Source organism: Arthrobacter sp. ov118, from assembly GCF_900116495.1.
In the GTDB taxonomy this organism is placed as follows: Bacteria; Actinomycetota; Actinomycetes; order Actinomycetales; family Micrococcaceae; genus Arthrobacter.
This window is the reverse complement of the sequence record NZ_FPAY01000011.1, coordinates 25287-47345: the sequence shown is the minus strand read 5'-3', so window position 1 is coordinate 47345 and position 22059 is coordinate 25287. Positions and strand designations below refer to the sequence as shown.

General features: G+C 63.9%; 20 protein-coding genes. 14 read left to right on the top strand and 6 right to left on the bottom strand.

Features of this window, described 5'->3' with window-relative positions; genetic code table 11:
* Window positions 1–129: 129 nt before the first annotated feature.
* From BM372_RS17490 to BM372_RS21120, 5 genes are all read right to left on the bottom strand, one after another.
* On the bottom strand, window positions 130–462 hold the full coding sequence (locus BM372_RS17490) for a histone-like nucleoid-structuring protein Lsr2 (RefSeq protein ID WP_090956727.1): 333 nt from the start codon (window positions 460–462) through the stop codon (window positions 130–132).
* A gap of 478 nt (window positions 463–940) precedes the next feature.
* Window positions 941–1531: a ParB family protein gene (locus BM372_RS21125; protein ID WP_256214378.1), complete on the bottom strand. Its 591-nt coding sequence runs from the start codon at window positions 1529–1531 to the stop codon at window positions 941–943.
* A complete protein-coding gene (locus BM372_RS17480; RefSeq protein ID WP_090956726.1) occupies window positions 1528–2352 on the bottom strand; it encodes a ParA family protein in 825 nt (274 codons plus the stop codon). Before BM372_RS17480 ends, BM372_RS21125 begins: the two co-directional genes overlap by 4 nt.
* A 1475-nt stretch (window positions 2353–3827) precedes the next feature.
* Window positions 3828–5678, bottom strand: a complete 1851-nt coding sequence (locus BM372_RS17475) for a helix-turn-helix domain-containing protein (RefSeq protein ID WP_090956725.1) — start codon at window positions 5676–5678, stop codon at window positions 3828–3830.
* Window positions 5679–5871: 193 nt separating this feature from the next.
* Window positions 5872–6459, bottom strand: coding sequence for a hypothetical protein (locus tag BM372_RS21120; protein WP_256214377.1), 588 nt, complete (start codon window positions 6457–6459; stop codon window positions 5872–5874).
* A gap of 166 nt (window positions 6460–6625) precedes the next feature.
* Here BM372_RS21120 and BM372_RS17465 point away from each other — a divergent pair, with 166 nt between their 5' ends.
* From BM372_RS17465 to BM372_RS21115, 3 genes are all read left to right on the top strand, one after another.
* Window positions 6626–7129 carry a hypothetical protein gene (locus BM372_RS17465; RefSeq protein WP_090956724.1) on the top strand — a complete coding sequence of 168 codons (504 nt, stop codon included), beginning with the start codon at window positions 6626–6628 and terminating at the stop codon, window positions 7127–7129.
* A complete protein-coding gene (locus BM372_RS17460; RefSeq protein ID WP_090956723.1) occupies window positions 7129–8115 on the top strand; it encodes a hypothetical protein in 987 nt (328 codons plus the stop codon). Before BM372_RS17465 ends, BM372_RS17460 begins: the two co-directional genes overlap by 1 nt.
* A 1229-nt stretch (window positions 8116–9344) precedes the next feature.
* Entirely contained in the window at window positions 9345–9740 is a 396-nt protein-coding gene (locus BM372_RS21115) for a hypothetical protein (RefSeq protein ID WP_090956721.1), read from the top strand.
* A 116-nt stretch (window positions 9741–9856) separates the two neighbouring features.
* On the opposite strand, the gene BM372_RS17445 is transcribed toward BM372_RS21115, so the two are convergent.
* A complete protein-coding gene (locus BM372_RS17445) occupies window positions 9857–10171 on the bottom strand; it encodes an ArsR/SmtB family transcription factor (protein WP_177236055.1) in 315 nt (104 codons plus the stop codon).
* A 101-nt stretch (window positions 10172–10272) separates the two neighbouring features.
* Here BM372_RS17445 and BM372_RS17440 point away from each other — a divergent pair, with 101 nt between their 5' ends.
* From BM372_RS17440 to BM372_RS17390, 11 genes are read left to right on the top strand one after another with little or no spacing between them, the layout of a single operon-like run.
* On the top strand, window positions 10273–11325 hold the full coding sequence (locus tag BM372_RS17440; protein WP_090956719.1) for a CHAP domain-containing protein: 1053 nt from the start codon (window positions 10273–10275) through the stop codon (window positions 11323–11325).
* A complete protein-coding gene (locus tag BM372_RS17435; RefSeq protein ID WP_090956718.1) occupies window positions 11322–11849 on the top strand; it encodes a hypothetical protein in 528 nt (175 codons plus the stop codon). The genes BM372_RS17440 and BM372_RS17435 overlap by 4 nt, the downstream gene beginning before the upstream one ends.
* Before the next feature lie 35 nt (window positions 11850–11884).
* Window positions 11885–13351 carry a chromosome partitioning protein ParA gene (locus tag BM372_RS17430; protein WP_090956841.1) on the top strand — a complete coding sequence of 489 codons (1467 nt, stop codon included), beginning with the start codon at window positions 11885–11887 and terminating at the stop codon, window positions 13349–13351.
* A 32-nt stretch (window positions 13352–13383) separates the two neighbouring features.
* A complete protein-coding gene (locus tag BM372_RS17425) occupies window positions 13384–13998 on the top strand; it encodes a DUF6668 family protein (RefSeq protein WP_090956717.1) in 615 nt (204 codons plus the stop codon).
* An 11-nt stretch (window positions 13999–14009) separates the two neighbouring features.
* Window positions 14010–14279 carry a hypothetical protein gene (locus tag BM372_RS17420; RefSeq protein WP_090956716.1) on the top strand — a complete coding sequence of 90 codons (270 nt, stop codon included), beginning with the start codon at window positions 14010–14012 and terminating at the stop codon, window positions 14277–14279.
* Window positions 14280–14305: 26 nt separating this feature from the next.
* The gene (locus tag BM372_RS17415) at window positions 14306–15061 is read left to right on the top strand and encodes a DUF8175 domain-containg protein (protein ID WP_090956715.1); all 756 of its coding nucleotides are present in this window, start codon (window positions 14306–14308) and stop codon (window positions 15059–15061) included.
* A gap of 1 nt (window position 15062) precedes the next feature.
* Window positions 15063–16382: a TrbL/VirB6 family protein gene (locus BM372_RS17410; RefSeq protein WP_256214375.1), complete on the top strand. Its 1320-nt coding sequence runs from the start codon at window positions 15063–15065 to the stop codon at window positions 16380–16382.
* Window positions 16369–17877 carry an SCO6880 family protein gene (locus BM372_RS17405; protein WP_090956714.1) on the top strand — a complete coding sequence of 503 codons (1509 nt, stop codon included), beginning with the start codon at window positions 16369–16371 and terminating at the stop codon, window positions 17875–17877. The genes BM372_RS17410 and BM372_RS17405 overlap by 14 nt, the downstream gene beginning before the upstream one ends.
* Window positions 17877–19460 (top strand): helicase HerA domain-containing protein, encoded by a 1584-nt coding sequence (locus BM372_RS17400; RefSeq protein ID WP_256214374.1) that lies wholly within the window; start codon window positions 17877–17879, stop codon window positions 19458–19460. Before BM372_RS17405 ends, BM372_RS17400 begins: the two co-directional genes overlap by 1 nt.
* Window positions 19457–21226: a type IV secretory system conjugative DNA transfer family protein gene (locus tag BM372_RS17395; protein ID WP_090956713.1), complete on the top strand. Its 1770-nt coding sequence runs from the start codon at window positions 19457–19459 to the stop codon at window positions 21224–21226. The genes BM372_RS17400 and BM372_RS17395 overlap by 4 nt, the downstream gene beginning before the upstream one ends.
* Window positions 21223–21651, top strand: coding sequence for a DUF4913 domain-containing protein (locus tag BM372_RS17390; protein ID WP_090956712.1), 429 nt, complete (start codon window positions 21223–21225; stop codon window positions 21649–21651). Before BM372_RS17395 ends, BM372_RS17390 begins: the two co-directional genes overlap by 4 nt.
* The last annotated feature ends 408 nt before the right edge of the window (window positions 21652–22059 follow it).

The following is a 22059-nucleotide window of genomic DNA, read 5'->3' as shown; positions in this document are numbered from 1 at the left end:
CCCGCACTCCCCCGAGTCCACCCATACGAACGTCGCGCCACTACCTGGCCGGCTTCCTAACGGATATACGCTTCCGCATCGACAGCCGATGCGCCGGGCCTTCGAACCGCGGCCGGGCGGGCTTATCGCCTAGGAGTGGGCGTCGTCGTAGGCGTTCTTGATGTCCTGGCTGATACGTCCGCGGGAGCTGGGGCTGTACCCGTTGGCCATTGCCCACTCCCGGATCTTCTGAGTCTCTTCTCTGCCGGTCGATCCGGTCCGGCCGCGCCGACTCCCGGCCGCCGCGCTGCGGATGCGCCGGCCGTGGGAGACGAACCGCGCCAGCGCCTCGCGCAGTTCGGACGAATTCTCGGCCGACAGATCGATTTCATAGTCGGTGCCGTCGAGGGAGAATCGGACGGTTTCCTGTGCATCCTCGCCGGAAAGGTCATCGATCAGCTGGACATGGATTTTGCGGGCCAACAGGAGTCCTTCGTTTGTGGTTCATGCTGTCGTCTCCGCCAAAGCCAACGCGAGCCTCGTCCCCAACACTATTTCACTTCAAGCCACCATCGGGACCGCAGACCAACGGTAAGCAATGTCGGCTGGCTCACCGGCGGTGAATGTCTGCTGACCTCTTAGATCCTCACGGCAAGGCGTCAGGAAATGCCGCATCAGGCCCCCGATCGGTCGCCAGTGGCGAGCATGCATGACGTCCGGTGGGGGTATACCCCAACCACACGGCCCTTCTGCTAGAGGAGCGCTATTGATTGACAGCCGCTCTGCGCGCGAAGCGGGGGAAGTCACTTACTCCCCCCAACCAATGGCCCAGATTAATCTGCGGGCCACGGCAGCCGAGGAGGCCTACTCGATATGAACCACGGGCATGAGAAGCATATGACCCTAAGGCTCAATGGCGGCATGACGAGCGGATGCACTCCACTGCTAGGACCGATAGCGCCTAAGTCTCCAGGGGCCTGCCTCGAGGAACACTGCCCGGGTCTGCGGTGAACAAGTTCCCTTCGTTGTACTGGCGCTCCAAAGCCTCGACCTCACGCTCCACGGCAGCAAGGATGAAGTCCGAGAGTGTTCTGGATCCGGTCAGGTGACGGGTCGCCATGTACGCGGATCGCATCCGGGCGCCCGACTCCTTCGACTGGAAGAAGCTGGTCTTCCGGTACTTCTTCTTTTCCGGCTCCGACGGCTCGGGAGCCGGTTGCCGCAGAACGGCTTGGACCTGCTGCGGAGGGTGCTGCACCGGCTGGACCGGCGGCATGTAGGTGACAGGTTGTGGCTGAACCGGCGCTACCTCAGTCGGCTCCGGTGGAAGTGCGGGTGCTGCGGAGGTGGGTATCTGCTCGGGGTCTGCCGTGGAGGTCGGTATGGAGTGCAGTGTCGCCGTCTGTGGATCCGCGGCCGGCTCATCTGCCATGCGCGTCATGTCGGCAATGACGCTGGTGTTGCGTGCCTTGGTCAGTCCGCTGCGTTTCCGGACGGCGTCCAGGGCGATGGGGGTGCCTCCGCGTTCCGGGGCGGGTCCTGGACGGTTCATGACTCTGCACCTTTCCAGATCTGCGTGGCCAGCTGGACCAGGTCAGCCCGATGCGGGGCGGCCTCGGAGCCCCATGCCCGCAGCGGCTGCGAGGCCGCCTGCGCCTTGGCGAACACTTCGCGGTCCTGAAGCATCGGTTCGAAGACGAGGTCACCGAAGTTGGCATTGATCTTCTCAATCCAGTGCATCTGGTCAGCACGCTTCTTCTGCTTGTTGACGATGACACCCAGGAGCTCGATGTTCTCGTTCAGGTTCTCCTGTACCTCGCCGATGGTCGTAACGATTTCGGACAGTCCCTCTACTGAGGCTACCCGGGGCTCCGTTATCAGAAGGGCGTGCGTGGCTGCCGTCAGGGCGTTGACGGTCAGGAGCCCCAGCGATGGTGCACAGTCGATCAGGACGATATCGTACTCGTCTGCGACACCCTTCAGTGCGATCCGAAGCCGGTGCTCGCGGGCCATCATGGAGTCGCGTTCGCGGGATGCCAGATTGCGTTCGGCCGCGATCAGGTCGAGTCGCGGGAAAGATTCATTCTTGTCATCCTTTGGCTGCCAGGCCTCCCCCGCCGGCATGATGGCGTCGCCAGCGACACCCGGCATGATCTTCTGGTTGTTCGACTCGTCGCCGTAGAGAACATCGTTAAGGGTGAACTCCGGTCCCGTCACGCCCAAGGCGGAGGTCACGTTGTACTGCGGGTCCGCATCGATGACTAGGACCTTCTTACCGAGCGTTCTGGAAAAGACCTCAGCCAGCCCGGTCACGAGGGTCGTCTTGCCGACGCCACCCTTTTGGTTGCAAACGGCGATGATCTTTGCCGACATGTCTTGGGTACCTTCCGTTGCACTGCTGGTAGAAAAACGGTGCGGCAGAAGGCCCCACGTGTGACGGGAACTCATCGGGCCGGCAGCCGATGAGACCAGACTAGCGGCGCTCCTCCTGTCTGCCCGGACGCCACGCGGGAGGAGAGGCGCAAATGGTTCTTTTCACGCGTATCCCACTATTGGCGCAAATGGCACCATAAGCGCAGCTTGAGCAAAGCACGCATATGCCGCTCTTTGCGCAAGTACCACCTATGGCACCTTTTGCGCATGACGCAAAGGATCTGGGTGCGCAAAAGAACCATTTGCGCATAATTCAACGGACCCGAGTAGCGCCTGCCCCAGGAAGGGGTTCCCGCGTAATGCTTCCTTCTTGCGCATATCTTGCGTGCTGGCACGGGTCGGTTAAAACGTGGGCTTACAGTAGGCCGGCCTGACAGCTTTTCGCAAATGGTTCTATTTGAGCAAGGGATGTCTCACCGCAAACGGCAAAGCCCGTTTCGCATATGGTGGCATTTGCTCAACGGGAGGGCAAAGAGGCGCAGCATTGGATTCAAAAATGGAGGTATTTGCGGAAAGCTGGTCGAAAGCTATACCCAGCCGCTTATGGTGGGATTTGCGCCAATCACGTATTAACGCAAATGCCACCTCATGCGCTTTTGGTACCACGTACGCAAAAAGAGGGATTTAAGAAAACTCCGCATTTGCCGCAAAAGGTGACTTATGCGCGTATGGTGACATTCGCGCTGGCGGCCCATGCTGCCAGCTCCACAAACACTGAGCCCAGGCCAGGGGCGGGTGCGCGCTTCCCGGACCACTCCACCACTGGCGCGCAGTCACTCGGCTTATTCCCGTCGACTTCACTGCCGGCTTGACCAGAACCAGGGCAATCCCGGAGCGGTGGATTCTTCCCTGGCGACGAAGTTTCCTGACGACGCTCTCCCCGGAAACCTGAACCCGGTGCATCCCACCTGGGTGTGCTCGCGGGCAAGTGGTTCCATTTGTGGCCTCAAGGAAATGGTTCTCTTTCTGTCAGCAGGCTTTGGCTGACGGGGGAGTCAGGGCCAGAGGCGGGGATGTGCGCAAAAGGAGGCATTTCAGATTATGGGTCAATGGTGGCATTTGCTCCTGATGTCTATTTGGGGCATGGGGCCGGACAGTTTCCCAGGCACGTAGTTGCTTACATTGTGTCGGCGGACGCCCGGATGCGGCCGGGGGAGTGCACGTCCCGAAGGGTAACCGTCACCGTAGGCCACGCTGGAACTGGTCTCCCAGAGTTGCGGCAGCGCGGGGAAGTGGGCGTTGTCGCCACGTTTTAGCAAATGGAACCATTTGCGCATCCCGGTATAAAATTCCTCCGCCCGCCGGAACAGTCGTGACTCGGGGGAGCGGAGATTCATCGCACGACCGGGAAACTACCAACCACATCGCCCGCCGAATGGCATGAGAGAAGAGCGTCGCAAATAGGATCGGCACAGTTAGCCAGCCCTAGTGAAAGCCATGTCCGTGAGAGCCCACTCGTCCGGTGGACCCTCGAATGCCTCCCACGGATAGTCCTCACCGGGGGAGAGGAGCTCGGCGACGGTGTTGACGTTCTTGGACAGCCATTCCTTCCACAGGATCCGTTCGATCGCGTAGCGCTGCAGCTGCGTCGCGACAGCTTCCATGACCCCGAAGTGCTCGGCGAGGTCTTTCAGTGACGTCGATGCCACCACTGACCAGGCCCGTGCATTGTTCCGGGCGATCATGTTCCAGGCGGCCATCACCTCAAGCGCCTCAGTGACAGCAGTCCTGGACAGTCTGGTCAGCTTGACAATCTCGGATGTTGACAGGCCGGGGGAGTGTTCCAGTGCTTCGTATACGAAGGCCGCCGGCAGTCCCAGCTCCCTGAAAACCGGCCGCAGTGCGTGGATTTTCCCCTTCCTCCAGGAAAGGTCTTCGGCCGCCGTCTTCACCTCCTCCGGCACGGTCAGCATGTAGAGGTCTCCCTTGGTACCCCGGCCTTGTTCAACCAGGGTCACCAGCGGGTCCTTCTCGTTGCGCAGTGCTCTGAGGTGGGATCCGACTGTGGTGTGGTCCAAGCCGGTGGCCACGGCGATGGACCTGTCTCCGAATTCAATGAACCTGGACCGGGTCATGTGTGCTGCCTCCCCCAGCGACCTCAGCACCATTCTCCTGGCCAGCCCGGTCCTTGAATCAAGGTAGGCACGTTCCTTCAACCGCAGTGCATTTCGCCATGTCCGGATGAACCGATGCTCAGCATCGGGATTTGATGAAACCAGATTCCCCTGTAATACGGGGGGCTGTGTATTTGGCTGGCTTGTGGGGGATATACGGGCATTGTTCTTTCCGTCCCTGGATTCGAGGTTTTTGCTCAGATACGCGATCGCGTTCAGCCAGTCCTTGCGCAATGCCGGGACCCTGTGGCGGGAGGCGTAGCGGGCATAGAAGGAGGCCAGTCCGGGCCAGGTCCCCTGCATCATCCGGCGTTCGACGTCGACGAGTTCCAGTCCGGCGGCCGCCGCCCCCGTGACGACGGCCTGGCGTGCCTCCGAATCGGAGGCGTACCGGTTGGTGTCGTATAGCCCCGTCTGGGCCATGAGCTGCATGGTCCGGGACATCCGCCCGGCCGGGTGCTGGAGTCGGGGCGTCTCGGCGGTGGCCGGTGTGATCGTGCCTTCGAGACGGAGTGCCCTGACCGCAGCCATCTCCCCCGCCAGGTCGGCTTTCATGGCTGCCCACGCGGTGGCCGGGTTGGGCCGGCGTGCAACGTCGTAGGCCATGGACAGGCTCATGGCGAGTTCCTGGTATCCGCCACGTTTGTGCGGGGATCCGGGTGTGCGCATGCAGCCATGCAGGAGGTTCTGGTGCGGGGTCTTGTCCAGGCTCCGGTACCGGGTGCCCAGCGCCTCGACAAGATCACGCGCTTCAGAAAAGGTGACCCGCTGCTCGAGCGGGATGTATACGTGCCGGCCGCCGTTGGGGGAGTAGTCCTCAATCCAGCGGGCACCGACCGAGTGCAGCCAGGTCTGGACGGCGCGAACGTCGGCTTCGACCCAGTCAATACCGGCGACGGACGAGTCAAAGTCAAGGAATATCGCAGCGCAGGTGCCGTCTTTGCCGAATATCCGGACCGCCGCAGGGACGGTGGGCAGCGTCTCACTGAGAGTTCGCTCGTGCTTTTGAGGGTACGTCTTGCCGGCGTCTCGAGAGAGGCGAACTCGGGGCTGGCCTGCGAGAAGAGGCGCCAAGGCAGCCCACGCTTGAGCGGGGCTGTGCGTAGAGGATGGCCCGCGCGACACGCCAGCGCTGTATGTGGCTGGCAGCACGCGGGCGTGCTGTTGTACGATGATGCTGTTCCTGTCGAGGGAATGACTAAGGACCGATCTTGCAGGATCGGTTTTGCAACACAAATGAAGTCCTGTAAAGGTCTTCCATCCGATCTACGATCTGTTCGCCGGCAAGCTTCCCGGATCGTGGATCTTCAGCTTCGAAGGCCCGCCTAGTGCGGGCCTTCTTCTGTTATGAGGCTATGCGGATCGGCAGTTCCTCCTGATGCGCGAAATGATCCAGCAATGCCAGGTCTTCGCGCAGGGACCGGTCGACGGCAGAGGAAACGTAATCAGTGACAGTCATGCCTTTGGCGGCAGCGATCATCTGAACGTCCTCCGCAGTCTTAGCCTGCGTGCGGAAGCCAATGTATTTGCGTAGGCCCTTGCTGGGCCGTCCGCCTCCACGATTGATTACTGCGCTCATGGTCATGTCCTTTGAATCTCGCACAACCTGCGGTTGTGGCTGCTTCATCGCTGGTGCTACCTGGAGTCGACCACTGTGAGGTTTCTGTTTACAGCTATCGGCTGAACTGAAATTAGCACTGCTTTCGGCGACATCCGGGGATTTGTTTACAGAAAACGACTCCGCGTGTCGCACCACACTTTCCTTGGGCTTCGCAGGCCTGCGCTGAAACTCTATCTTCCTGGTGGGATGGCAGTCCGACGCGCCGACATGAGTCGCTCTTTCGGTGACCCCGCCGACTGGAAGATTGACGGCGGAGGGGCTGCATTCGGACACGTCGTGGGCGGGTGGGTGCGGTGCCGGGGCGTCAGCCATGGACGGCCCTCCTTCCCCTGGTGATGGCACACACTTCTGAGTCCCTCTTGATATGGTTGGGCCGTTCTGCCCGGGATATGCTGAACCCTAAACCAGACTAAAACATGTTTGAAACATGTTTCAACCTAGCCTATCCCCATTGAAGCTATTGAAGGGTCATGTTGTTGTGACGCAAGCTCTGCGTTCCCTGTCTGTAACTACATCTCAAGAGGCTTTCCGCGATGCATCCGGCGCGTTCGCGGCATTGGAACTGCCAGTCGGCCTGACTCTGAGTCTGCTTCTGAGCGTCATCGAAGATCTCCGCGGCAAGCGAATCCGGATTCGTGCCACCGAGAAGTTGGTCGGCACGTCCATCTGTGGTCTGTGGTTGCCGGGGGCGAAGATCGAGTGGGTGTTTCATCCCCCGACGCCCTGGGAGCTGCAGCGTCAGCAGTTCATTCTTCACGAACTTGCTCACATGGTCCTGGGCCACGACACAACTCCCGGTGCGGGCACCGTCCTAAAGAGCGGCTTTCGTGGCCTGTCTCCGGAGATTGTGCGCAGGGCCCTCATGCGGACCGAGTTCCGGACCTTGGAAGAGGCCACGGCCGAGTACCTTGCCGATCTCATGGCTGAGGCGTTGAGGGCAGGGCCTGGTGAACCGGGCGCCTTCGAGGACGTCTTCGGCTGATGGAGATCATCGCAGCGGGGCTGATGGTCACCCTGACGCTCATTGTCATCGCGTCACGCGGTCAGGGTAAAGACACCAGCATCCTATGGGCTTCAGTGCTGATTTCCGTGTCCATGGTCCTCAACATTAACCCTGTTTACCTGCTCGCAGATGGGTGGGTCGGCGGGAGGAACTATGCGGACCTTGGAGCGAACCTTCTCTTGCTGGCGGGTGTCTATTTTCTCGCCCGCGCCATTCATCGGGCTGCACAGCCGGCATCCTACGGCAGGAAATCCTCGTACGACGTATCGGCCAAAGCAGGACTTGTGGGCACAGCGATATCGGCGATCATCTTGTTCGTTCTGATCGATGCTCCTGTTACGTCGACGTCGTTCATGCGGGATTACGGAGGGCAGTGGGCGGCGGCCCTGTATTCGGCTGGCCAGTACCTTTACATTGGCGCGGTTATGGCTGCCGCAGGCTGGACCTGCCTGCGCTTTCGGAAGGCCTGGACCACCGGAATCTACACCGTAGCGTTCGCGCTTGTTGGCGTGGGATGCCTGTCCGCTGTCCTGTTCGTCGTCGATGTGCTCGTACTGGATGCACTTCACGTGCTCGGTAAGGTTGAGGCACTCTCCGCCCTGTCCGGAATTTACGCGGTGTTGAATTCGGCTACGTTCCTTTTTCTTTGTACCGGTATGGCTTTGCCTCCTGCCAGCCGCAAAGTCACTGCCATCTACGAAACGGCGCGAACCAGCTCGGTGCTTGCGGGTCTGGAACCTGTCTGGGGACAGGCAGTAGCCGGGAACGCCGGGCTGACGCTGGACCTTGGTGTGGTTCCGAAACGCCAGGACCGCCGGCGCAGCGAGCTGCACCGCATGATTGTGGAGATCCAGGACTCCTTGGCCCGGGATCCCGAAGCAAGAGACAGAATCGGCGCCGAGGGCCTCGGAAAACTGGCCAGCGCCTCCGACCACCTCGAGCGGCTGTCGTGGCGTCCCCGCTGAAGGCTGTTGCCTGTTCCGGGCTACTTGGTGCTGCGGGCGCCCTTGCCGGTGCGGCATGGGCCGCCCGTCAGGCGACTTCAGCCACGTACAGGCGCCGCTACGGGACCGCCCCTTTAGCAATTTCCGATAGCGAGATCGAGCTCCCAGCCACGAGACACACGCTGGCGCCCGGGCAGTTCGGCCTGCAGCTCTCGGCAGGCGGCCCCCCGGCCGTCATCGGTCCGGTCATTTCCACCAGTGACGGCAGGGTCACGCGTAGCCTCCTTCATCGGCCTGCGGGCCTGTCCTTGGAGTCCAGAGGGAGGTGGAGTGGCATTGTCTCGGTCGATCCGTCGTCCGCTGCAGCTGACGTGGTCGAGACTTTTGTCGAGACAACTCTCGGCCCAGCCCCTGCCTGGATGATCGACCGGGGAACTGACCGCTGGGCCATTCATGTCCATGGGCAAGGGAGCGCCCGGGCACAGACGCTTCGTGGGGTTGAGACCGCATCGCGTATGGGACTCAGCTCATTGGTCATCTCATATCGGAATGACGGCGAGGGCCCTCGCTCGAGAGACGCTCGATCGCATTTGGGCGAATCGGAGTGGCGCGATCTAGAAGCAGCTCTTCGGTTTATTCCGGAGCGCGGCGGAACTGAATGTGTGGTGTTTGGCTGGTCCCTCGGGGCAACGATGGCCCTAAATACGGTGCAGCGGTCGTCGTTGGCAGAGATGATCAAGGGCCTCGTTATGATCTCGCCGGTTTTGGTCTGGGAGGACGTATTGCGTGCCAACGCCCGCCATCACCGGTGTCCAAAACTCCTTGGCTCACTCATAGCCCGGCTCCTAGCGCTCAACGGATTCAGCAGACTGGCCGGCCTCGAGGGTCCGTTGGAGGTGCGCGGTGCTGATCGGGCCAGATTCCAGACCGCCCTGAGTATCCCGGTCCTGATCCTCCACAATAGGAATGACTGGTCCGTTCCCTTTGAAACTTCCGCTCACTTCGCGCAAGCACATAAAGACCGGATAGAACTCGTGGAGTTCGACTGTTCCGGACACACACAAGAATGGAATTCCGACCCGGTAGGGTGGGATCTGGCTGTACGCCGTTGGTATGAATATTGGTTCCCGCCGGGCCCGGCGGGAACCAGCTGCGGCTAACAGCGATTGAAATTGAATGGGGTTGAATTTATGGTTGGCGGTGACAGTCCCCGCGATCGGCTAGAGCGGGCGGAGACGCTTGCTCGCAAGGTGAACCTCCTCCTGGACGTCGTGGTGGCCGAAGGCGGAGAACCCTATGAGTTCGCAGACATCCAGGCAGGCGTGCGCGAAAACGGCTACGAGCTTTCTCGAACGCGCTGGTGGCGAATTCGCTCCGGTGAATCTCCAGATACCGTCCCCAAAGAAGCCCTCGTCGCCATGGCCAAATTCTTCAAAGTGGAACCGGCGTACCTGACGGATGAATCCGGCGAACTCCCGGAACGGATTGAGCGCGAGCTGCAGCTCCTGAAGAAGATGCGCCGGAACAAGCTGAAGAACATCGCGGCCCGAACTCTCGGCGACATCGACATTAAGACCCTCGAGGCGATCAACGCACTCTTGGACGATGTGGACTCCTACGAAAGCAAGGAACCCGAAAGCGACTGAATCATGGTTGAAACATGTTTCAGCCCTGCTATCGTGGACATGTGCCCACCACGATAAGTTGTACGACCCGCCACCGAGCACCGGCGTACTGCCGGCGCGTCCTGGGACAGTCGCGGTCACATGCCTTGGACATAACTGGTGTACTTCTGGGTCAGCTCTCGGACTCGAGCGGATTGAACCATATAGACGACATCCTTGCCGTGGCGCATACCTGCGGGAGGATCGGTCTGCACCAGACCCGCCTTGGCGAGAAAATCGAGGTGCCGATTCAGGCTGGGTCGGCTGATATCCACCGCAGCGTGCAGGCGCCCAATGGTCGACGGGCCGAGCATCGACAGGCGGCGCAGGATGTCCACTCGGGCACGGTTGCCCAAAAGACTGATTGCCATCTCAACTTCGGGCGGCAGTTTTGGTCGGATCAGGCTTGGCATGGATCCATCTTGCCTGACGCCATGGAGAATCAGTGCCTCCTTTGCCATCGCACTCTATTACTAAGCAATGGAGTTCAAAACGGTCTGACTCGGTGGCTCGCATGAAGCCGAAGGGACTGCTGATCGGCACTGTGATTATCATGCCCGCGGTCTTCCTGGGCCTTGTCCTATCGATTGTTCTGCTCCTCGGGTCGACTCCAGCTGCGGCCGTTTGTGACCCCTCGGTCTCCGTGTCGATCAGCGCCGACACGAAGTTCCACGAATACTCACCTGAGCAGCTGACGAATGCTGCAGCGATCATGAACGCGGGCAAGAGCCTGAACCTCTCGGCCAAGGGCCAGATGATCAGTGTGATGGTGGCCCTGGGGGAGTCGGGCCTGCGGGTGTTGGATATCGGCGACGGGGCCGGACCGGATTCCCGGGGTCTGTTTCAGCAACGGGATAACGGTGCCTGGGGTTCCTACGCGGACCGGATGAACCCGTCCATCAGCGCGGCCAACTTCGTAAGGGCCTTGCAGAAGATCGACGGCTGGGAGTCTTTGGAGCCGACGATCGCTGCCAACCGGGTCCAGCGAAACGCCGATCCGTATCACTACCGGCGCTATTGGGTGCCCGCAACGAAGATCGTCGAAGCGCTTTCAGACACGAAGCTTTCCCTCACCGGCGCGGGCTGTGCGATTCCCGGCGCTTCCGGTGCGGGCGATGACCTGCCGTGGGCCAACGCTGCCGTCTACCAGCCGAGCGCTTTGGGGATGTTCAACCGTGAGTGTGTGGACTTCGCCCTGTGGCGGGTGAACCAGCAGCTCGGCAGCACCGCGGCCCCGTACAAGATCCTCAACAGCACCTTCCGTCCCGACGGCGTGAATCTCGGCTCGGCCCTGTCCTGGCGGGACGGCTGGAACGCCCGCGGCTGGCCCACCGGCACCGCGCCGCGGGTCGGCGCGATTGTCTGGTACGCGCCCGGGGCCGGGGGAGCGGACCCCACCTACGGCCACGTCGCCGTCGTGAAGGCCCTCAACACTGACGGGACTTATCTGGAAGAGGGCTACAACGGCAACCCGGCCCCGGAAGACCACCAGTACTACACCCGCACCGTGAACAACGCTGTGCCCAGCGCGTTCCTGTACGTGCCAGGCTCGGAGGAGAAGAAGTGAAACGCACCCTGACAGTCCTGTCCGCCGTGCTCCTGTGCACGGCGTGCGCACCCACGGCGACCACTGGCGGCGGTCCGGAAGGCCAGCCCATCTCGATGTCCGCCCCTGCGACATCCGTGGCTCCGTCGATGAGCGCCGGCGGCAGGTCCCAGGCCCTGGGCGGGACCGTCCCGCCCACCTCCGGCATCGCCTGGGACGAGGAAAGCAAGAGGGAGGCGGCCCAGGTCGCGACCCGGGCCATGGCCGACTACGCCCGCCCCGGCACCGACGCTGCTCTCTGGGCGAATGACTTCGCCCGCTGGCTCACCCCGCAGGCCACGGCTGACTACTCCACGGTGGACCCGGCCAACATTTCGGTGAACCGGGTGACCGGGCCGGCGGTACTGGCCGTGGATGAAGCCAACGGCTACGGCGTCACCGTCACGGTTCCGACCGATATTGGCCCCTATGCGCTCCAGCTGCTGCGCACTTCCAAAGACTCCACCTGGAAGGTCAACCGGCTCACCCCGCCGTCCGACCGGTGACCCAAACCACCCCGCTCAAGAACAGGAAGAAGCTCATGGGACTTACCCCGACAGACGTACTGGCTTTCCCCAAGATCCAGGCCATCGTCCGTGACAACGGCACCGCCGACGTCATCGTCGCCGGGAACTCCCGCGCCGTGGCACGCGCAGGATCCCTGCAACAGCTCCGCGAGAACGCCCTGGCCCTCGTCGTCGGGGAAGCCAAGACGCTGAACCGGGCCGTCCGGGTGGCTATTGATGACCCCGAAGGCCACGGCGAACTCATCGTCAGCCCCGACGGCAGCACCGAATCCGTCAGCTACGCACCCAAACCGGTCCGCCGCCGGATCAGGGAAGCCGCCACTACTGCAGCGCCCCGGGTGGCCGTCGTCACCCAGACGGCCCCAGTCGCACCGGCGCAGCCCCACACGGCCCCGGGCCCGGCTCAGTCCGGGCTGAACAGTGAAGCTGCCGCACTCACTGGAACTACAGCACCGACAGGAACGACAATGCCTCCCTCCCCTGAGACAGTTACCGCAGCGGCCCCGGCCGTGGAGGACGCCCCGGCCCGCCGGAGCTTGAAAGAGACCTCCTTCCTGGTCAGCGCCCCGGTGCTGGAACCGGCCACGCAGGGCTGGCGCGGAACCCTGACCCGGCTGGGATTGCGGATGGACCCCTCGGAGGAAGAACTCTCAGAGCGGAAGGACGTCCGCACGGTCAGCCAGCACTGGCCCGGTCCCCGGACCATTGCCGTCGTCAACCGCAAGGGCGGGGCGAACAAGACACCGACCGTGGTGATGCTCTCGGCCATCCTCGCCCGCTACAGCGGCGCGGCCACGGTCGCGTGGGATAACAACGAATCCCAAGGAACCCTGGGCTGGCGGACGGAAAAGGGCTCCCACGACCGGAGCGTCCTGGACCTGATCGAGGCCTCCCGGACCCTGCTTTCACCGGGCACGAACGCGGCCGAAATCGCCAAGTTCGTCCATCACCAGACCGCCGACAAGTTCGACGTCCTGCGCTCGGATGAAAACGAGGAAGGCGATCACGAAGTGACCGCCGAGGAAGTTGATATTGCCCACCAGGTGCTCACCCGCTATTACCGGCTGGTAGTCATGGACTCGGGTAACACTGCCCGGGCCGCGAACTGGCGGCGGATGATCGATCACACCAACCAGCTCGTCGTCCCGGTGACAGCCATCGAGGACCGCGCCGAAGCCGCGCGCCTGACGCTGCAGACGCTGGAGGCCCGGGGCGGGCATGACGCGGAGCTGGCACGCAACGCCGTCGTGATCGTCTCTGAGTCCACAGACGCCAAGCGCAGCATGAGCGGAGACGCCCTGAAGCGGGCCAGGGACGAGGCACAGCGGATCGCTGACGGCTTCGCCCCGTTCGTCCGCGCAGTCGTGCGAATTCCCTACGATCCGGCCCTGGTCAACGGCCCCATCCGCTATGAAGCCCTCCAGCCCGCAACCCAGAGAGCATGGCTGGCGGCCGCGGCCGCCGTGGCCGCCGGTTTCTAAACCACACACAACGGACTTTGAAAGGAGCAGCCGTGCAGCAGTCCCTGAACCCTTGGATCACCCACCCGGCTCGGGCCGACGGCGCAGAAACGGCAGCCCCGGATGCACACGTGCCGCCGGCGGCAGTGATCAGCGCGCCGCTCAGGGGCCTGGTTGAACCGGACGCTGCAGACCGTCTGGGCCGCCGGACCTTCTCCGGCTCTGCAGCGCTGTGGATTACCGGCGCCCACGGGGGATCCGGTGAAAGCCGCATCGCTGAGCTGAGCGACGGGGCACGCCCCGCCGGTCACTGCTGGCCTGTTCTCCAGGACGGCGCCAAGCCTCGGGTGCTGCTGGTCTGCCGTGCAGACATGCGGGGCCTGACAGCGGCCCGGAGTGCTCTGGTCCAGTGGGTATCAGGCGCGGCGCCCGCGGTTGATCTGCTCGGCCTCGCCGTTCTGGCGGACGCACCGGGGAAGACTCCCAAAGCTCTTCGGGACTTCGCCGCCATCGTCGGCGGGGGCGCCCCCCGGTACTGGACCCTGCCCTGGGTCGAGGCCTGGCGGCACGGAGACTCCACGACCCTGCCGTCGGCCCGCGAGTACCAACAGTTCATCTCTGACTTGGCCGCCCTGGCTACCGATACCACACCAAGCATCACCAATTGAAAGGTCTCACCATGAACTCCTTCGCTGTACTTGACGGAAGCGTCATCCCCAACCCCACCCCGCTCGTCCCGGAACAGGCCAAAGGCCTACTGACTGTCCTGAACTGGGCCTCCGGCATTGGTCTGGTCCTCGGCGTCCTGGGCGTGATCATCGTCGGCATCGGCATGGTCATCCAACTCCGCCGCGGCGAAGGCGGCGAGTCCATCGGAAAGCTCGGCTGGGTCCTGGCCGGCTGCATCATCATCACCGGCGCCTCCGGTATCGTCCGCGCCTTCGTCTAAACCAGCAACTACCGGAGAGGTTCATCATGAGCGAATCCACCCAAAGCAGTACCGAACGCAGCCCGTTCACCCGACCCGGATTCATCATCTCGGCCGCCCTGGTCGTCGCACTAATCGCAGCCGTCGTCGTGATCTTTTTCCTCCCCAAGGCAGACAGCACCGCCCAGCCCGCCCCGGCCTCATCGTCGGCCGGTGCCTCCGCGGCGCCCACAAAGTCAGCCGACGCGGCTGGAAAGAGTGTTTGCGGGCTTCCCTCAAGCACGGAGACGGCTCTGGGCGCAGCACCGAAGTCCAAGTGGGAACTCGTCGGTAAAATGGCAGCCCCCACTGACCCCAAGACCTTCGGGCCGGGGCTGACGGACGACAGCGGATTCAGGTCCTGCTTTGCTCACTCGCCAACGGGCGCCGTCTACTCTGCCGTCAACCTGGTGGCCCTTGGCTCGTCCAAGTCACAGCAAATGAATATCAAGCTGGCAGACAAGCTCATGACTCCCGGTGCTGGGCGTGACGCAGCCAAACAGCAAGCAACGATGTTGGATCCTTCCACCGGCTCAAGTGGCACCGTTCAGGTACGAGGCTTCCTGCTCAAGTCCTACGTGCCCACCGAAGCCAACGTTGATCTGGCTTTTCAAACCTCCGGCGGAAAATTGTTTCACGCAGTTCTGCCGCTCCAGTGGCTCGATGGGGATTGGAAAGTCAAGGTTTCCGATGCCGGACAGCTCATAAACGACGTTGCCCCGCTCAGCGACATGAGCGGCTTTATCGCATGGGCCGGGGTCTGACATGGTTGAGTGCGTTCCCCTGGATGTCATCTGTCAGGGCGGCAATGCGGTTTCCGGGATGCTCGACGACGCCATTGGCAATTTGGCGAAGTCGATCATGGAGGGCATGAGCCAGATGGTGACGACGCTCTCCACGTTCTGGGTGTCCATGCCCACGGCCAACCTCGCATCCCAGGACGGGCTCACCCCCAGTCCGGTGGTCGGGTTCGTCAACTCCGAACTGGGCTACTGGACCCTGGCTTTGGCGGTTCTGTCGGTCATTCTTGGGGGCACCCGGATGATCTGGGAGCAGCGCGGGGCACCGTTGAAAGACCTGCTCCGGTCCCTGCTGACCCTCACGCTGGTGACCGGCCTCGGGCTGGCGGTGATTTCCATTCTGGTGATCGCTGCTGATGCGTTCTCGGCCTCGATCATTGACCGGGCAACGGACGGCAAGGGCTTCGCCCACGCGATGGCCATCCTGGTGATGACGAACCAGACCGGGGTCGGGGTCTTCATCCTGATCATCCTCGGCCTGGTGGGTTTGCTTGCCTCGCTGGTGCAGATCGTCCTCATGATCGTCCGCGGCGGCATGCTCGTAATCCTGGCCGGGATCCTGCCGACCACCGCTGCATTCACCAACACCGAGATGGGACGCCAGTGGTTCCAGAAAGCCATCGGCTGGACCATCGCGTTCATTCTCTACAAGCCGGCCGCGGCCATCGTTTACGCCGTGGCCTTCAAGCTCATGGGATCCTCGGGCGGCAACGTCCTGCTGGGATCCATTACCGGCTTCGCCCTCATGATTGTCGCGCTGCTGGCTCTGCCGGCGCTGATGCGCTTCGTCACCCCGATGGTGGGAGCTGTCGCGTCTGGTTCCGGCGGGGGAGCCGGAGCGGCGGTGGGGGCCATGGCCACCGGGGCTGTCTCGATGGGTCGGTCTGGGAGTGGCCGCGGCAACGCGTCGCCCACACCGGCCAGCCAGCCTGGCCAGACGAGTGCCAGCGCACAGGCCAGCAAGGGCGCAAGCGGCAGTAACGGCGGCAACGCCAAACCCACCTCAGGCTCAACGGGACCCGGCGGAGCGCCCGGCAAGGGCACCACCGCAAGCGCCGCTACCGCCGGGGCAGGCACCTCCGGCTCAGTCGCAGGAGCGGGCGGGGGCGCGGGCACTGCCGGTGCAGGGGCATCGTCGGGAGCGGCCAAAGGCGCCGGACCCGCCGGGCTTGCCGTCGCCGCAGGAGCACAAGCAGCGTCCAGGGCCTCTCAGGCCGCACACCAGACCGCCCAGGATTCAACCGGACACGATTCACCACAGGAGGGCCCCCGTGGCAGCAATTAATACCGACTATAAGGAACCGTCCTACGGCAATTGGCGCGTTCCCCGTTCCGCCGGGCTGGGAAGCTTGGGCGCGATCGGCACCGGAATCGTCATGACCGGCCTGCTGGCCGGCATCATCACCTTCGCGTTTCTTGGCCTGCTGCCCGGCCTGAGCGTCCTCGCCGTCGCGGGTCTGTTCGTGCTGCTGCTGACCGTCAAGGACAAGCACGGCCAGTCCACGGTGGACCGGTTCGCGACCCGGATGAACTTCCGTCTCGCCCGCTCGTCCGGGACCAACCTCTACCGTTCCGGCCCGCTGGGAGTGACCGAGTGGGGCATGTACCAGCTGCCCGGCCTGGCCGCGAAATCCCGGCTCTATGAGTTCAACGACTCCTACAACCGCCCGTTCGCCATGCTCCACGTCCCCACCACGAACCACTTCACCGTGGTCTTCTCCACCGAACCAGATGGTGCGTCCCTGGTGGATCCCGAACAGGTCGACGCGTGGGTTGCGAACTGGGGCGGCTGGATTGCCGGCCTCGGCGACGAAGCAGGACTCGAGGCCGCGGCCGTGACCGTGGAGACCGCACCGGATTCCGGTTACCGGCTGCGCAACGAGGTCGAAATGAACATCCACGCCGACGCCCCGGAGGCCGCGAAGGCGATCCTCCGCGAGGTTGTCCGCACTTACCCGGAGGGCTCGGCCACCGTGCGGGCCTGGGTGTCCCTGACCTTCACGGCCGCGCTGCGCTCCGGGTCCCGGAAGCGCGAACCCGAAGATGTCGCCCGTGACCTGGCGTCCCGGATCCCCGGGCTCGGTGCCCGGCTGCAGGCCACCGGCGCCGGAATCGCCCGGCCCATGTCGGCACAGGAACTCTGCGAGGTCGTCCGGATCGCCTACGACCCGCCCGCAGCATTGATTATCGATGAAGCCCACGCCGCCGGGTCCCCGGTCGCCCTGACGTGGGGCGAAGTCGGCCCGTCCGCGACGCAGGCGGGCTGGGATGAGTACCGGCACGACGGTGCGTTCTCTGTTTCCTGGACCATGACAGGTGCCCCGCGCGGGTCGGTGAACAGCCGGATTCTGTCCCGGCTGCTGGCTCCGCACGGGGACATCGACCGCAAGCGCGTTTCCCTGCTCTACCGGCCGATGGATTCGGCCCGGGCCGCCGCCGTGGTCGAGCGGGATCAGAACAACGCCAACGTCCGCATCACCTCCGGGGGCCGCCCGTCGGCCCGCGCCCTGGTCGATGCCCGCTCCGCCGCGCAGACCGCTCAGGAGGAAGCTCAGGGGGCGGGGCTGGTGAACTTCAGCATGGTCGTCACCGCCACCGTCACCGACCGGGACCGCCTTGCCGACGCTGTCGCGGCCGTGGAACAGACCTCCGGCACGGCCCGGGTGCTGCTGCGCCGGACTTACGGTTCCCAGGACACCGCGTTCGCCGCGTCCCTGCCGCTCGGACTCGTCCTGCCCAAACACATCCTGCTGCCCACCGAAATCAGGGAGGCCCTGTAATGCAGAAGCTCTTTGGACGGAAGAAGAATCCGCTCCTTGACGGTGTGGACTCCGAAGCCCGTGACCGTGCGGCCACTGCTCGCCCGGCCCGGCTGCGTGTCCCCGGGTCCCGCGGGTGGGGCGGCCGCGGGGGAGGGGCTGCCGCCCTGGTCCCGGCGGTGCGTGAATACCGCGGGACCACGGTGCAGGTCTGCGGGCTGTGGCCATTTTCCTCGGGTGCGTCCTCGCCCATGATCGGTGTGCCTTTGGGCCGGCACGAGGAAACCCAGGCCACCGTCTGCTGTGATCCGATCAGCTGGTTCCAGCGCGCCCACCTGATTTCCAACCCGTCCGCGTTCATCCTCGGCAAACCGGGTCTGGGGAAGTCCACGCTCGTGCGCCGCATGCTGCTGGGCCTGTCCGGCCAGGGCGTCCACCCGCTGGTGCTCGGGGATTTGAAGGGCGAACACGTGGATGCCATTAGCGCCATCGGCGGGCAGGTCATCGAACTCGGCCGCGGCCGCGGCTACCTGAACATCCTCGATCCGGGACAGGCCGTTGAGGTCGCCCAGCTCCTCGAGGAGCGCGGACACCACGAAGCGGCCGTCCGGGTCCGGGCCGATGCCCACGGCCGGCGCCTGAACATGGTCGTTTCCCTCATCACGATCAGCCGGAACAACCCGCCCACGGATCAGGAACAGACCATCCTGGACCGGGCCCTGCGCGTCCTCGATGACTCATTCGACGGTGTTCCGGTCCTGAAAGACCTGCTCGACGTCATCATCGCCGCCCCGGACGAGCTGCGCCAGGTCGCCCTGGACCGGGGCGACATGACCGTCTACCTGCAGGAAACCCGGGCACTGGAAGCGACGTTGCTGGGCCTTACCGGCGGCGGGAAACTCGGGGAAATCTTCTCCCGGCACACCACGAACCCGATGCGGCGTGACCGAGCGGTCGTCTTCGACGTCTCCAGTATCGATGAGACGGAAACGGACCTGCAGGCCGCAGTGCTGCTGGCCTGCTGGTCCTACGGCTTCGGCACCGTCAACGTCGCCAACGCCCTCGCCGACGCAGGGCTGGAACCGCGCCGGAACTACTTCGTCGTCCTCGACGAGCTCTGGCGGGCCCTGCGCGCCGGCAAGGGCATGGTGGACCGGGTGGACGCCCTGACCCGCCTCAACCGCTCAGTCGGCGTCGGGCAGGTCATGATCTCCCACACCATGTCCGACCTGCTGGCACTCCCGGCAGAAGAAGACCGGATGAAGGCCCGCGGCTTCGTCGAACGCTCCGGCATGGTCATCTGCGGCGGGCTTCCGGCCTCCGAAATGCCGCTGCTGACCGCAGCGGTCCCGCTCTCGCGGCAGGAACAGCAGAAGCTCATCTCCTGGCAGGACCCGCCCGCCTGGGACTCTCGCGGCGGCGACGTCGAACCTCCCGGACGCGGGAAATTTCTGATCAAGGTCGGCGGCCGCCCCGGCATCCCCGTCCAGATCGGTCTCACTTCCATCGAGGCCTCCCTGAATGACACCAACAAGCGCTGGCACGCCCCGGCAGAGTCCCTGGCCGAAGCGGCCGCTCCGGTCCAGGAAGAGGGTGCAGCATGAGTGCCCCGAACCGTAAAGGCACCGGGCTCGGCGACGGGCTGGGGATCTGGCTGGCCATCGGCGCAGCTGTCGTCATGGGGGGCGGCAGCTGGGTCTCGGCACATCTCGGATCCTGGATGGCCGGCCTTGCCTCGCCCCCGGCCCACCCGATTGATCTGGTTGCCGGACTGGCCAAGGGCCGGGTGCCTTGGCCGGTCCAGTCCACCATCGTCGCCTGCGTGCTCCTCGGAATATTGATTGCCCTGACGGTGACAGTGCTGGTGGTCCGCTCCCGAACAGCGCACAAGCGCACAAGGGTGGATAAGGCCGCCGTCCACATGGGCCGCGGGAAAGACCTCGATCACCTGGGCACAAAAGGAGCCACGGCCACGGCCGTGCGCCTCGGCGTGGAGAACTCCACAGGTGTGCGGCTCGGCCGCAGCGTCGCCGGGAAGCGCCCGCTGTGGGCCTCCTGGGAGGACATGCTGATCCTCATCGCCGGGCCCCGTACGATGAAGACCACCTCGTATGCTGTCCCGGCGATCCTGGACGCGCCCGGCGCGGTGATCGCCACGTCGAACAAGCGCGACATCGTGGACGTGACACGTCCGATCCGCTCAGAAGCCGGCGACGTGTGGGTCTTCGACCCGCAGGCCGTCGCCGAAGAAGACCCCACCTGGTGGTGGAACCCACTGTCCTACGTGAGGAACGAAGCCACGGCCGGGACCATGGCACAGCACTTCGCCGCAGGCTCCCGGGAACCCGGGACCAAGCCCGATGCCTACTTTGACCCGGCCGGGCAGAACCTGCTCAAAGCCTTCCTGCTCGCCGCCTCGCTCGACGCCGCCCCGGTCACGCAGGTCTACACCTGGCTGACCCGCCCGCACGACGAAGCCCCCGCCGACATCCTCCGCACTACCGGCTATGACCTGCTCTCGGACATGGTGATGGGCCACATCCGCGAACCCGAAAAGCAGCGCGCCGGCGTCTACGGCACCGCCCGGCAGATGGTCTCCTGTCTGACCGACCGCGACGTCAGCCAATGGGTCACCCCCATGTCCGGCACGACGGTGGAGACGGACCCACGGCCGCAATTCGTCCCCGAAGAGTTCGTGGGCAGCAAAGGCACGCTCTACAGCCTCTCCCGCGAAGGCGCTGGCACCGCCGGACCGCTTGTCACCGCCCTGACCGTAGCCGTCGTGGAAGCGGCCGAAAAGTACGCCACCTCCCAGCCCGGCGGCCGCCTCGCCACCCCGCTGCTCGGGATCCTCGATGAAGCGGCAAACGTCTGCCGGTGGAAGGCCCTGCCGGACCAGTACAGCCACTACGGCTCCCGCGGCATCATCCTGATGACCATCCTGCAGTCCTGGTCCCAGGGCGTGGAAGTCTGGAACCTCGAAGGCATGCGGAAACTCTGGTCCGCCTCGAACGTGAAAATCTACGGCGGCGGCGTCTCCGAAGTCGGCTACCTCGATGAGCTCTCCCGCCTGATCGGGCAGTACAGCTACATCAACGTCTCCCGCAGCCACAGCAAACACGGCTCCACCTCCTCCCGGCAGGAAAGCAAGGACGAAATCCTGTCCGTTGCCGACCTGGCCGCACTGCCCCGGTTCAGGGCCATCCTGCTCGCCTCCGGTGCCCCGGCCACCATGATCGAAACCATCCCCTGGATGAACGGCCCCCACGCCCAGAAGGTCAAAGACTCGCTTGGCGCACTGGAACAGCAGCCACTGGATCTGGTGGCCGTCCCGGCGCGCAACCCCTGGACCGACGGTGACACGGCGTGAGCGAAGAGTTCGGGGACGCCTTCGGCGACGAAGAGGTACAGCCCGCAGAGAGAGGTCACGGCCATGCCGGGCGTGAGCCGGAGCTGGTGTACTCCAGCGCCGTCGAGTTCTTCTCCGAGCTGCTGGCCCAGTCCTATGTCCGGGAAGTCAACGAGGGCGCAGCCTACGCATGGTGCCCTGAATGGTACAAACACCCCGAAGCCCTGATTCGGATGGAAGCCACTTGGCGGGCCTGGGAACACTTACGGCTGGAGCCTGCCCTCGGCATCAGCACCTGGTGGCTGAACCACGCAGACCCCCACATGCGCGTCCTCATGGACAAGGAAGGCCCCTTCAAAAAATGCGCCTACGACGGACACAAAACCCCCGCCCTGGACAGAACTGCTCTTCCCCATAAGACCCCTGAAGCAGGAATCTTTGACTAGCACCGCTGGATGGTCACGATCGGAGGAAGAGAACCAGGGACACGTTGAGCCTTTGCTGCCCCGGACCACAGGGCCGGAGCCCAGCCGACTTTTAGCTGTCCATGGCTGGGGTCAATCCGGGTTATCCACGGCTGGAAATTGGGAGCCGTTGGGGTAGCTCCCTCGGCAGCAGTAGCGGTGGATAACCCCCAAGGATTGTCCCCGGCTGTGGGCAGCGGGTCCTGCCTTCACCCCGAACACCCGCAATTGAGCAGCAGGCTGTTGTGCAATTGCCGACGTAGCTCAGCGCGGCCGGCTGTCAGGTTTGAATCTAAGACTGTTCGGCGGACACGTGCAGGAACTGCTTTCAGGACCCTATTCTGACGAGCTTTTCACTCCTGCCTGACGTCAGGATGGGGTGTACTGCAA

Excerpts from the sequence above, each read along its gene's own strand:
- BM372_RS21125 (WP_256214378.1), bottom strand. The coding sequence starts at position 1,531 with ATGAACCGTCCAGGACCCGCCCCGGAACGCGGAGGCACCCCCATCGCC.
- BM372_RS17480 (WP_090956726.1), bottom strand. The coding sequence starts at position 2,352 with ATGTCGGCAAAGATCATCGCCGTTTGCAACCAAAAGGGTGGCGTCGGC.
- BM372_RS21120 (WP_256214377.1), bottom strand. The coding sequence starts at position 6,459 with ATGGCTGACGCCCCGGCACCGCACCCACCCGCCCACGACGTGTCCGAA.
- BM372_RS17460 (WP_090956723.1), top strand. The coding sequence starts at position 7,129 with ATGGAGATCATCGCAGCGGGGCTGATGGTCACCCTGACGCTCATTGTC.
- BM372_RS17445 (WP_177236055.1), bottom strand. The coding sequence starts at position 10,171 with ATGCCAAGCCTGATCCGACCAAAACTGCCGCCCGAAGTTGAGATGGCA.
- BM372_RS17440 (WP_090956719.1), top strand. The coding sequence starts at position 10,273 with ATGAAGCCGAAGGGACTGCTGATCGGCACTGTGATTATCATGCCCGCG.
- BM372_RS17430 (WP_090956841.1), top strand. The coding sequence starts at position 11,885 with ATGGGACTTACCCCGACAGACGTACTGGCTTTCCCCAAGATCCAGGCC.
- BM372_RS17420 (WP_090956716.1), top strand. The coding sequence starts at position 14,010 with ATGAACTCCTTCGCTGTACTTGACGGAAGCGTCATCCCCAACCCCACC.
- BM372_RS17415 (WP_090956715.1), top strand. The coding sequence starts at position 14,306 with ATGAGCGAATCCACCCAAAGCAGTACCGAACGCAGCCCGTTCACCCGA.
- BM372_RS17410 (WP_256214375.1), top strand. The coding sequence starts at position 15,063 with ATGGTTGAGTGCGTTCCCCTGGATGTCATCTGTCAGGGCGGCAATGCG.
- BM372_RS17400 (WP_256214374.1), top strand. The coding sequence starts at position 17,877 with ATGCAGAAGCTCTTTGGACGGAAGAAGAATCCGCTCCTTGACGGTGTG.
- BM372_RS17395 (WP_090956713.1), top strand. The coding sequence starts at position 19,457 with ATGAGTGCCCCGAACCGTAAAGGCACCGGGCTCGGCGACGGGCTGGGG.